The 13,191-nt window shown below is 34.8% G+C and carries 8 protein-coding genes; all 8 read left to right on the forward strand.

What is annotated here, in order from left to right; genetic code table 11:
- Positions 1 to 158 precede the first annotated feature (158 nt).
- The 8 genes from Q0F04_RS09600 to Q0F04_RS09635 all read left to right on the forward strand — a co-directional run bounded on the left by Q0F04_RS09600 (position 159) and on the right by Q0F04_RS09635 (position 12,988).
- Positions 159 to 767 (forward strand): recombinase family protein, encoded by a 609-nt coding sequence (locus Q0F04_RS09600; protein ID WP_071144559.1) that lies wholly within the window; start codon positions 159 to 161, stop codon positions 765 to 767.
- Between the two features lie 222 nt (positions 768 to 989).
- Positions 990 to 1,934, forward strand: coding sequence for a restriction endonuclease subunit M (locus Q0F04_RS09605; protein ID WP_295752750.1), 945 nt, complete (start codon positions 990 to 992; stop codon positions 1,932 to 1,934).
- 1 nt (position 1,935) lies between these two features.
- Positions 1,936 to 2,997 (forward strand): Eco57I restriction-modification methylase domain-containing protein, encoded by a 1,062-nt coding sequence (locus tag Q0F04_RS09610; RefSeq protein ID WP_117823262.1) that lies wholly within the window; start codon positions 1,936 to 1,938, stop codon positions 2,995 to 2,997.
- Positions 2,998 to 3,008: 11 nt separating this feature from the next.
- Positions 3,009 to 6,326 (forward strand): DEAD/DEAH box helicase family protein, encoded by a 3,318-nt coding sequence (locus Q0F04_RS09615; protein WP_295752754.1) that lies wholly within the window; start codon positions 3,009 to 3,011, stop codon positions 6,324 to 6,326.
- A 289-nt stretch (positions 6,327 to 6,615) separates the two neighbouring features.
- Positions 6,616 to 9,756, forward strand: a complete 3,141-nt coding sequence (locus Q0F04_RS09620; RefSeq protein WP_295752756.1) for an AAA domain-containing protein — start codon at positions 6,616 to 6,618, stop codon at positions 9,754 to 9,756.
- Positions 9,753 to 11,042, forward strand: a complete 1,290-nt coding sequence (locus tag Q0F04_RS09625) for a hypothetical protein (protein ID WP_295752758.1) — start codon at positions 9,753 to 9,755, stop codon at positions 11,040 to 11,042. The genes Q0F04_RS09620 and Q0F04_RS09625 overlap by 4 nt, the downstream gene beginning before the upstream one ends.
- A gap of 274 nt (positions 11,043 to 11,316) precedes the next feature.
- Positions 11,317 to 12,783, forward strand: a complete 1,467-nt coding sequence (locus tag Q0F04_RS09630; protein ID WP_295752759.1) for an ATP-binding protein — start codon at positions 11,317 to 11,319, stop codon at positions 12,781 to 12,783.
- Positions 12,767 to 12,988 carry a type II toxin-antitoxin system HicB family antitoxin gene (locus Q0F04_RS09635; RefSeq protein ID WP_295752761.1) on the forward strand — a complete coding sequence of 74 codons (222 nt, stop codon included), beginning with the start codon at positions 12,767 to 12,769 and terminating at the stop codon, positions 12,986 to 12,988. Before Q0F04_RS09630 ends, Q0F04_RS09635 begins: the two co-directional genes overlap by 17 nt.
- Positions 12,989 to 13,191: the final 203 nt, after the last annotated feature.

Below are 13,191 nucleotides of genomic sequence, written 5' to 3' on the forward strand. Positions count from 1 at the left end.
ATATCTGGGCTTGTGCGGAGGAGATCGTAAGAGCAGAAATCTTAAAATAATTATTATGTATTGCATCGGAAGGCTGGTTTTATGAATCAGTCTTCCAGTGGTTATATTTCGATTTAAATGTAAATAATAAATATAGATGGACGAAGGAGAAAAAATATATGGGAGATATAAACATCTATGGATATATGAGAGTGTCATCAAAGGAGCAAAATGAGGACAGACAAAAGATTGCATTAACAGAGATGGGAGTACCTGAAAATCACATTTATATGGACAAACAGTCTGGAAAAGATTTTGAGAGAACACAGTATAAACGCTTGTTGCGAAAATTGAATGAAAACAGCGTATTGTATATCAAATCAATTGATCGTCTGGGAAGGAATTACGGGGAATTGAATGAACAATGGCGTATTATTACCAAAGAGAAGAAAGCAGATATTGTAGTTATTGATATGCCATTATTAGATACACGCAGAGAAAAGAATTTGCTCGGAACATTTATTAGTGATGTTGTTTTGGCTTTACTTAGTTATGTTGCTGAAAATGAACGTACTAATATCAAGCAAAGGCAAGCGGAGGGAATTGCTGCAGCAAAAGCAAGGGGTGTGAAATTTGGCAGACCGCCGTTACCAATTCCAGAAAACTTTTATCAGATGCATAAAGATTGGAGAGCAGGGAAAACCACAATAGAAGAAGCTGCAAAGGCTTGTAATATGTGCCCTAAGACGTTTTATAGCAAAGCTGTAAAATATGAAAAATCCAGTTAAATAGTTCATGCGTTCTAACTGAAATGGTATACATTTCCAGTAATCGTATACATAAAACTATTCTTATATATTGTATCACGAAATTAGTCGAAATTCAGTAATTTCCTGTCAAAACTTCATGAAATTTCACAGTCATAAGTTCAAATTTTTCTCATGAAAAAATGTATACATTTTTTCCAAGCTGGCTATCAGAGATAGCTGGCTTTAGAAATGAGGATAAAAATGGATAAGTTAATTGATCTGAATGCTTATCCGGTCAGTAGAAACCTTAAAGCGTTGCTGAAGGATAAGACAACAAAGAAAAATATTATATTTGCAACATCGGTATATAGTTCCAAAGGCATTCCAATCAAAGAAACTGAGCAGATGACAGAAGAAATCTTAAAGGGATTTACACAGTATGAGATACAGCCGAGGGTGTTAAAGAACAGGGAACAACAGCAGGAACGCACTAGAGCGAAAGCAGAGGTGTTCACGCCATCATGGATTTGCAATAAAATGAATAACCACTGTGATGAGGAGTGGTTTGGAAGAAAAGATGTTTTTAATGTTGAACGTAATCAGGAGTGGCAGGTGAACACAGAAAAAGTAGAGTTTGATATAGAAGATGGTTGGAAAAAATATATCGATTCTAAAAGGCTTGAAATTACCTGTGGCGAAGCTCCATACATTGTGTCACGCTATGATGCAGCTACCGGGGAACTGCTTGAGATTAAGAAACGGATAGGAATTTTGGACAGAAAACTGCGTGTGGTAAATGAAAACACAGTCAATGAAAAAGAATGGTTCAAGTGGGTGCTTCGAGCATATCAGAGTGTGTACGGTTATGAATTTCAGGGAGATAGCCTTCTGATTGCAAGAATCAATTTACTCATAACTTTTGTGGATTATATGCAGGACAGGTGGGGCAGAACTCCAACAGATGCAGAACTGCGAAAGATTGTAAATGTTATTGTTTGGAACTTGTGGCAGATGGACGGAATATCTGGGACAATTCCATTTGGAAAGCCTAAAGAGGAATATCATCAATTCAGTCTATTTGACTTTGTTGTAGCAGATGAGCCGGAAAAGCAGGATACAGAAGAACCGGAAGAGGTGTACTGTCGGATCTATGACTGGCGCAGTGATAAGTCGCTGACGTATACAAGCATGAAGGAAGGTAGATGAGATGAAGTTTGATTTTGTAATTGGGAATCCACCCTATCAAGAAGAAGCTGAAAGTGAGTCAACTTCAAATGGACAAAAACCAAGGAAAAATATTTTTCAGCATTTTCAGATACAAGCAGATAAAATTGCTAAAGAAAGCTCTGTTTTGATATATCCGGGTGGAAGATGGATGCATCAATCTGGAAAAGGATTGAAACAGTTTGGAAAAGACTTAATAAATGATTGTAAATTAGCATCTATTGAATTTTATCCAGATGCTAAAGAAGTATTTGGAAGTGCGGCTGACTTAGCTGATGGAGTAACAATAGTTACAAAAAAACAAGATAAGGCAACAGGCGGATTTGATTATATATATTCACAAAATGGATTAGAAAAAAAAGTACGTGCAAATAATCCGGGAAGCGATTTAATGCCGTTAAATCCAAATGATATTGAGATTAGCAGTAAAATAAGAAATTTTGTTATAAAAAATAATTACAAATTTTTGCATGATGCTATTTTGCCACGATCGTTATTTGCTATAGAAAGTGATTTCGTTGAAAAGAATCCAACAAAAGTAAGGGAATATATTGATGGAGAAGAAATAGATGTTAGAAAAGAAATAAAGTTATTTACTAATGATAAAGCAGGAAAAGCAGGCAGAGCAAAATGGTTTGTGGCAGATAGAAGTGTAATCAAACAGAATGCTGAATATATTGATGAATTTCAGGTTGTGGTTTCTAGTGCGAATGCAGGCGGTCAAAAAAGAGACAACCAAATAGCCATAATTGATAATTATTCCGCATATGGAAGATCACGAGTGGCACTACGATCCTTTAAGACATTTGAAGAGGCTAAGAATTTCTATGAATATGCAAAAAGTTACGTGGTAAGATATGCATTTTTAATGACTGATGAAGCACTAACATCACTTGGTTTGCTCGTTCCTGATATAGAAGATTATTCTTTGAATAATGGAATTATAGATTTTAACAGAAATATAGATGAACAGCTTTATAGTAAAATACAACTGAATGATAGTGATATAGCATACATAAAAAATGTTGTGGATAATCACAGATGAGGAGGAATAGCATGAATAAACCTAATATTCAGACAACCAAACAGGTAGTTCCGATGCTTTATGGCTATTCCACTCCAGAAGTGGTTCGTCATAATGGCTGGACGAAGATAGGATACACAGAACAGGATGTAGAAACTCGTATCAACCAACAGACACACACTGCGGATATCAAGTGGCAGCTTGAATGGAAAGGAAATGCCACTTTTGATGATGGTTCAGGAGAGACATTCATAGATAAGGACTTTCATGCTTATTTGCGGAAATCCGGTATAGAGCAGGAAAAAGGCAAGAATAATGAGTGGTTTCATGTGGATGGTGCTACATCAAAGCAGATGTTTCGTGATTTCAGAGAAGATCATGGAATATTAAAAACCACAGATACAGTGATTCCGTACAAATTGCGTGAGGAGCAGCAGAGTGCGGTTACAATGACGGTTGATTATCAAGCAACTCATAAAAATGGAGAGTTCCTTTGGAATGCCAAGCCGAGATTTGGAAAGACATTATCTGTCTACGATTTTGCGCAGAAAACTGGGGCAGAAAAAGTGTTGATCGTCACAAACCGACCGGCGATTGCAAACTCATGGTTTTCAGATTATGCAAAGTTTCTGGGAAATGAATCTGGTTATCTTTTCGTGAGTGAGGTTGATACACTGAAAGGAAAACAAGGTGTGCTGACAAGAGAGGAATATACACATTTGCTCTCAGGAAAAGACAGTGACAATGTAAAATGTATTGAATTTGTATCCTTGCAGGATATGAAAGGTTCCATTTATTTTGGCGGAGAGCATAACAAATTAGGTGAGGTTGCCAATATGGAGTGGGACATCCTTGTTATTGACGAAGCACATGAGGGCGTGGATACGTACAAAACAGATGTTGCATTTGACCGTATCAAACGTAAATTTACGTTGCACTTGTCAGGTACACCATTTAAAGCACTTGCCAATAATAAATTTGCTGATGATGCTATCTATAACTGGACCTATGCAGATGAACAAAAGAAAAAGAGAGATTGGGATGCTTCAGTGGAGGAAGAAAACCCGTATGCAACATTGCCGCAGCTTAATCTGTACACTTATCAGATGTCAGAAATTATCAAAGATGAGCTGCATCAAGGCATAGAGATTAACGGAGAAACGGAAGAGTATGCTTTCGATTTGAATGAGTTTTTTGCTGTTACCAATGGAAAATTCAATCATGAATCTTCCGTCGATAAATTTTTGGATGCCATGACCAGACAGACAAAATTCCCATTTTCTACGGAAGAATTGCGGGACGAATTAAAGCACACCTTCTGGCTGCTTGACAGGATAGACAGTGCAAAGGCATTGGCAAAGAAATTAAAAGAGCATCCGGTATTTAAGGAGTATGAAATTGTTCTTGCTGCGGGTGATGGAAAACTGGACGACGATGATGAATCCATGAAATCTTATGATAAAGTGGTTGCCGCCATTGCCGAGCATGAAAAGACAATTACATTGTCGGTAGGACAGCTTACGACAGGAATTACAATTCCGGAATGGACAGCAGTGCTAATGCTTAGTAATATGCGTTCTCCGGCACTTTATATGCAGGCGGCATTCCGGGCACAGAATCCTTGCCTGTTTAAGGTGGGGACATCTTTTAAGAGGAAAGAAAATGCTTATGTATTTGACTTTGATCCGGCAAGAACACTTACTATCTTTGAGCAGTTTGCAAACAATCTGAATCCTAATACAGCAAAGGGTGGCGGTACTGCAGAGGAGCGGAAGGAAAATGTAAAGGAATTGCTTAATTTCTTCCCTGTAATTGGTGAAGATGAACAGGGAGAATTAGTAGAACTGGATGCGGAAAAGGTACTGACAATTCCGAGAAAAATTCGTTCTGTTGAAGTTGTAAAACGTGGATTTATGAGTAACTTTCTGTTTCAGAACATCAGCAATATCTTTGGGGCACCGAAGGAAGTCATTGATATTATCACAAAATTTGAACCGATAGAAGAACCAAAGAATAAGATAAATCTGACGGAGGAAGTGCAGAAAGATTTATCACTGGATAAAAATGGAGAAGTATCATTAAGTGATGAATTTGTGATTGGAAGAACTCAGGATGTTTTTGGAAATAAAATCTATGATGTGACTTCTCAGGTACAGGAAACAATGACGCAAATGGAACAGACTCCGGACAAAGCACAAAAAGCGATTGACAAACTGAAAGAGGCGGTAAAGCAGAGTGCAGTCAAGGCAGTTGTGGATACTGCGAAGTCAACATATGGCTCTGATATGAAAGCAGCAGATAAAAGACAGATTGAATCAAAACTGAACCATGAAGCTGACCGGATGATTGATAAATTACATATCAATTATGAGATTGAGCGAAATGTCATAGAAAATCAGCGTGTTGCAGAGCAGCAAGCAAGGTATGAAACTGGAAAAACATCAGAACAGATTGATAAAGAATTTGAGCAGAAACAGAAGAAAGCTATGGAGAAATTCAATGAAGAATTGACAAGCGCTATTTCTGATTTTGCAAAAGAATCTACAAAAGAGACAGTCAAGACAGTTGAAACAAAGAAAAAGGAACGGGAAAAAGAAACAATCGAGGATGGTGTCAGAGATCACTTGCGTGGCTTTTCGAGGACAATTCCGTCATTTTTAATGGCATATGGAGATAATACGGTAACGCTGGCAACCTTTGATACCATCATTCCGGATAAAGTATTTCTGGAAGTGACAAGTATCACACTGGATCAGTTCAAATTCCTACGTGATGGCGGTGATTATGTGGAGGAAGAAACCGGACAGACTAAGCACTTTGATGGACAGCTATTCGATTCGGTGGTATTTGATGATTCTGTAAAAGAATTTCTTGCCTTAAAGAAAAAGCTTGCCGATTATTTTGATGAAAAGAGCGTAGAGGATATATTTGATTATATTCCACCACAGAAAACCAATCAGATATTTACACCAAAGACAATGGTTAAGAAAATGGTGGACATGCTGGAACAGGAGAATCCCGGATGTTTTGACATGCCGGATAAGACATTTATTGATCTGTACATGAAATCAGGTTTGTATATTACAGAGATTGTAAAAAGGCTATATCAGAGTGACGAGATGAAAAAGCAATTCCCAGACAATAAGGAACGTCTGAAACACATCTTTGAAAAGCAGGTGTACGGACTGGCTCCAACGGAAATCATATATAAGATAGCAACAAGTTACATATTGGGCTTTGATGAGGATACGAAAGACATCAAGCATAATTTTAGACAGTTAGATGCTTTGCCTTATGCAAAGGATGGAATGCTAGAAGATGTGCTGGAAGAACTGTATCCTGAGCAGTAGTAGATGAGAGAATGCACCCGGAAACGGGTGCATTTTTGAAATTAGGCAATGGAATATTGTACAAATATTCGTTGTCTTATACTGTATTTGTCAGTATAATATAAGAAGAATAAGTTATAGAACAGATGAAAATATGGCAGAAGAATAGCTAACGGTGTTTATTACTATGGGAGCGACAATCCTAGTACTTGATACATTGAAATGTCTATGACAGAGGGTTATTCACTGAAGTATAAGAGGTAAAATCTTGAATTTTCAATAAAAATACTTGATTATAGGAGGAAAATAAATGTCAGAATCACAATTTAATTATACTGTGATAGAAAAAATGCATAAATCCCCAATATGGGATAATCACATTCTTAAGGTTAGGGTTAGAGGAAAAGATAAGATATATGTTTTGAAATTGTATGGGGGTATTAATGAGCCCTTTCAGAAATTAGTATTTAACAGAGAAATGGAAGCTCTTAAAGTATTGAATTCATGCAGTAATATTGTAAAGATAAGGGACACAACAGCATCATTAAAATATAATGGAAAATCTAATTATGGTGCAATACTAATGGATTATGTAGATGGGAAGACTTTGGATTTATATGATTGGCATTCATTCACACAATTGAAGAAGTATGAAATATGTTTAAAAATTTTGCAGGCAGTATATAATGCACATGCAAATGATGTAATACATAGAGATTTAAAGCCCCAAAATATAATTTACGATGATGTAAATGACGAGATTACAATTATAGATTTTGGTTCAAGCAAGATAAAGACAATTATTGAGAAAGAAACTACCATGCCAATGTTTTCAGAAAATTATTCAGCACCAGAAGTTGTAAAAGGAAATGATATTACTGAAAAATGCGATTACTATTCTTTGGGGGTTATTTTCTCTGAATTATTTTTGTGCAAAGAAGCAGAATCAAATGTAGAAACGATTTGTTTGATTGAAAAATCTAGTATGGATGAAGTGTTAAAAGACATGCTTTGTTCGATGCTTCAGGATAGCCCATCTGATAGACCGGAATCTATAGATGAAATTACAGATGTTTTTACACAATTAATAGGTGAATTAAACACATCTGCAAATGATTATAGTGTTTTTATCGATTTTGAAAAAATGCGTTATTTGAAACGCAGTATGGTAATTGAAAATAGCATGAACATGACGCAATTTACCAATTCATTTTTAAAAAGGGAATTTTCAGAAAGATACGGATATTATGATGAACACCATGGGAAATATATTATTACAGGGAAAAATATCGTAGTGGAATGTAGTTATGATGAAAAAATAGAATCTTTTGAAGTGATGAGGATTTTTGAAGTTGCAACTGATCGTAGAAATATTAATATTCGTAGAAGTTTTAAAATTGAAGGTAAGCTCTCTTTTTATGATTCTAGATTTAGATATACATGTCATAATGGAAAAGATAATAAAAAGCTATGGATTATGTTTAAAAATAGACGTGAAGAGAACGAACGATACAGGGAACGTGAAGAAAAATTTGATAAGCTATTTGGAAGCTGGCAAGAGGGATTAGAGGAATCTATTATTAGCGAAAAGGACAAAGTTGCAAAAATAGTATATTCTGAATCGTATATTGATAATGGTCAAATTGTTTTAGAAGTAGACGAATGTCAAAATAAGTCAATAGATGAGTTGGAGCAAAATACAAAATTTATTATTGAAGGTGTTGATGATAGAGGACAACCTGTATATTTTGAATTGGGTATTCTAGATGATATTATATGTGATGATGATAGCGTTAAAATAGTTATACAAATGCCTAAAAAAGTGTTAAAAGGAAATGTAAGAACACTGCTTAAGAAGAAAAGCAATGTTATGGAAGACTTTCGCGCAAATACCAGTTCTTATAAGCGTCAGATGAATGCAATTAGATCATTAAAAAGTGAAGAGTATTCTGCACGAAATTTGAAAGATATTTTGTTAAATGTTGAAGAACCAGAGGAGATACCAACGATATTTGAACCCAAATTTATTGCACAAAAGCTAAATACATCACAACAACAAGCGGTCATAAAAGCTTTAAACTCTGAAAATATTGGATTGATACAGGGACCACCTGGAACTGGGAAAACAAAGGTAATAAAGGAAATAATAGGACAAGTTGTTACGAAATCTATAAAAACAGCAGATAGTCCTAGAATACTTATTGTTTCGCAGTCACATACAGCGGTGGATAATATTTTGGAAGGCCTAGATAGTACTATTTCAGATGATTTAGAAATAGTCAGAATAGGAGCTGACAAAAATGTATCACCCAAAATAACTTGTAGATATACGATGCCAGCTCATAGAGACAAGCTTTTTTTTGATGTGAAGAAGAATGTTGAAGAGTATGACAAAAGTATGGAAGAAGTATACCAAGACATATCAGATCAGAGAATTCTTGACAGATGGAAGAAAATAAAAGAAATACAAAAGGATTGGATTGATAGGTCTGTAGAAAAGGACTGCCTTGATTATCAGTTAGTACGAAGTGCTACGGTTATAGCAGGAACATGTATAGGTTTTTTAGCAAATAGTTTTGTTAAAGATATGGAATTTGATTATGTTATTATTGATGAAGCGGCAAAGGCAACAACGCCGGAATTGCTAGTTTCTATAATCAAAGCAAAAAAGATAATTTTAGTAGGAGATCAAAATCAGTTACCAGCCTATGCAGACCAAAGCATATCTCCAAAGATTGCAAAACTTACAAAAAATCCAGAATATAGAATGTTTGATATATTATTCGAAACATTACCAAATTCACACAAGCAAGTTTTAAGTACCCAATATAGAATGATAAGAAATATTGGAAATTTGATTAGTACTGTTTTCTATGGAGGAACAATTGATACTGGGTGCAAGGACGAAGATAAACTTCATGGACTATCGAGATACGAAGGTAATTCTATAATTTGGTTTGATACTTCAGAAAACAGAAGAAGGAAGCAGAAGAAAACCAAAGGAAATTCATTCATGAATGAGGAAGAAAAACGTATTATTTTAGATATTCTTGAGGATTTAAAGAAATCGAATGAATTAGATAACCAAGATATAGGGATAATTACCGGATATAGTGGACAAAAAGATATTCTTCGAAATTCAGTTAAAGCAATCGGATATGATAAAATTGCACAAATTGATATTAATGTGTTAGATGCATTTCAAGGACGCGAGAATGATATTATTATGTATAGTACAGTAAGAACAGATAATTCAATTGGATTCCAGAAAGAAAAGGAGCGTGTAAATGTTGCTTTTTCTAGGGCAAAAAAATTGTTGATAATCTGTGGTGACTTAAATTTCTTTTATAATTATAATGATCCAAATAATAAATTTATTGAAATAATAGACTACATTAGAACTCACGATCATTGCAAGATTATTTCATGTAAGGGAGGAAATCTATTTTGAAAAAATTAATGGAAGATTTGTTCCAACACATTATACCTGTAAATGAAGGATATGATTATCTTTTTTCTGATTTAGTTTACGTACCAATATATGAGACATCATTGATTGTAACCAAAAGAACCATTATGCCAATTAGTCTTGTTGAAGAAAAAGTACTTCAGCTTATTGATGTAGGTGTCTATCAAATTGATGAGATAGCTCAGATATTAGGATTGAAACGAAAGTTGTTAGATGTAACGTTAGCAGATTTGTATTCAAAAAATCTTGTAATGGTATCGACTAATTCATGTAAGATGATGACAGCAGGTAGAGAGGCGTTAAACAATCTTAATAGAACAGAAAAAAAGCAAGATATTTTGAAAAATGTATGTCTTGATGGAATTTTAGGGAATATTATTGATTCCTCAGCGTATGAATTGCTAAATAATGTACGAGATAACGATGGAAAATTGAAACCAGTAATTCCTATTGGAGAAGTCAAATATTATATAGAGCAATTCAAAAGGGTATCTCAGATATTTGACGAAGAAAATTTTTTGTATTTTTCAGAGGGAGTTCAGCCGGTAAAAGAAGAATTGTTGAAAATAGATAAGGTTGATAGTACGTTTGTTAAATATATTAAAATACCAATTCACATATATGTAAGCTCGAATGGTTTGGATATTGATATTGTACAAGTATCAAATAAGCATAAAGAGTTGTTGGAATTGTACAAAGATTATATCATTGAACAGATAAATAATAAAAAGGTATTAAAGAACCATTTTAAGTATAGAAGAATTAATCAACAGGGGTATGAAGGAGAGATTCTTGAAGAAAAGAGTGGTCTATATGATGAGTTAAAAAAGATACATTTTACAAAAAACAAAAAAGGTATTGATTATACCCTTATCACAGATGAAGTTTTTAATGATAGAAAATTAATGGATGGTGAATATAGAGATATTCTAAAATACATTGTTTCTCAATCTTCGGATGTGGATTTATATGTAGATAATCTTGACGATTGGGCATTTGATAGTCAATTTACTGCTGCGCTTACAGAGAATATGGGTAAATCAAATTTATCAATATATTATGCACAATCTAATAATATAAAAGCTGCAAAAAAACAAATTGAGTGGAATTTTAAAGGCGGGTGCAAATATGTAGAAAAAGATAAGAAATGTTTTTTTTGCTGGAAGACAGAATCATATTTGCTTTATGGTGTGCCAAAATTAAGAAATGTGATAGATGACAATACAACGTGTCTTTGTATGTCATACTACTTGCGCATTAACGCATAATATGGAATATGTTTATTGCAGTAATGATTATGATGAGTCATTTTTATAGAGAACTATGATTATTAGGCTTTTATCTAAGAAGCACAGCTTTTTATCCATAAGATGGAACCTTAGTTTATCGGATTTTAGGGATTCACATACAGCCGGTGGATTTTGAAGGGGAAAATGGTCAATAAAAATGTTTGATTAACACTCATAATAGGGTACAATACAAGTAGCAAAATAAAATATCGCACCAGTGGTGCGAGAAATAATGAAAAATGGGGTATGAAAAATGGCAAGAGACACATTGTTTTCTGGAGAATCAAAAAATATTGAATACAAAGTTACTTTACCAGATAAAAGTGAAAAGTACATGAAAACAATCGTAGCTTTTGCCAATACCCAGGGCGGAAAGCTGGTTGTAGGCGTAGATGATAAGACACACGAGATTGTGGGTGTGGAAAATGATATATTATTTCAGTTAATGGATGGAATTGCCAATGCTGTTTCAGATTCTTGTATGCCACAAATTATTCCAGATATTGAACCGCAGACAGTAGATGAGAAAACTGTGATTATTGTATCAGTAGAAGCAGGAAAGAACCGCCCATATTATCTGAAATCAAAAGGAAAAGAGAATGGTACCTATATTCGTGTGGCAGGTACATCTAGACAGGCTTTTCCAGAGAAAATAAGAGAACTTGAAATGGAAGGAGCCAGAATTTCGTGGGATGAACTTACTTGTGTAGGATATCCTGTTTCAAAAGAAGCAACAGAAAAGCTTTGTAGTGACATTGAAAGTTTTCGTGAAAAAGCTGGAATGACAGAACGTTCAGTGAAGAAAGAGCAGCTTATTAACTGGAAAATTCTGAAACAAAATGAGGGACAGTTATTAGCAACGAATGCCTATGCATTGTTAACTTCTGATTATTTTCCGTTTTCTAAAACCCAATGTGCAGTCTTTAAAGGAATAGATCGGGCTATATTTCTGGATAAAAGAGAATTTACAGGACCGATTTATACGCAGATTGAAGAGGCTGTGGATTTTGTACTGAGAAATATAAGACTTGGAGCAACAATTGAGGGTCTGGTGAGAAAGGAAAAATATGAGCTTCCACCAGAGGCAATCAGAGAAATGATTATTAATGCACATTGTCATCGAAATTTATTGGACGAATCCTGTATTCAGGTTGCAGTTTATGATGATCGACTGGAAGTGACTTCGCCAGGCGGACTATATAATGGACTGACTTACGAGGAAGTCATGAACGGTCATTCAAAAATCAGAAATAAAGCAATTGCTAATATTTTTAGTCAGATGGGGCTTGTGGAAGCCTGGGGCAGTGGTATAAAGAGAATTTTTAATGCGGCGAAGGAATATGATCTTCCAGAACCCAAATTTCAAGAATTCGATAATATGTTTCGGGTAGAATTATTTAGAAATAATTCTATGACAGAGTTGGAGAAAGAAGCCGGAGAAAGTTCGGAGAAGAGTCGGAGAAGAGTCGGAGAAGGTTCGGATATAATTAGAGGTTATGAATTGTCGGATACACAGAAGAAAATTGTGAATCTTCTTCTCTGTGATAGGCAACTATCGGCAGCAAAAATAGCAGAACAATTAGGTATGGGAAGCCGGAGCATAGAAAAAAATATTAAGAAATTAAAAGAACTTGGTATTCTTATCCGGCATGGTTCTCCTAAAAATGGATATTGGGAAGTTATAGATTGTGTGGAAAAGAACAATGGGGATACCGAATGATTACATGGCAATGTCCTATCGCATGGAAATTGTAGAAGACAAAGATGAAGGCGGATTTGTGAATTTTTATCCAGATCTGCCAGGTTGCATTACTTGTGGCGAGAGCATAGAGAGTGCATTAGCGAACGCATTGGACGCAAAACAGGTGTGGCTTGAAGCGTATTTTCAAAATAATGATTGCGAAGCAATTTCAGAGCAGTTATAATAAAATGGCAACAAATTGGCAACAGAAAATCAGTGAGCCAAAATAATATATGTAACTGAAATAAAATAACGGCAAAAAAGACACAAAACTTAAACAAATATATTTAAGAATATCTTTGGATTTGCCGAGTTTGAATAGTTGAAGCTGAGCTGTAAAGCCTTTGTTTACAAGGGTTTTACAGCTTTTCCTTTATAGGATTGCAT

Origin of the sequence: uncultured Holdemanella sp. (assembly GCF_934772795.1) — a bacterium.
Lineage (GTDB): Bacteria > Bacillota_I > Bacilli_A > Erysipelotrichales > Erysipelotrichaceae > Holdemanella.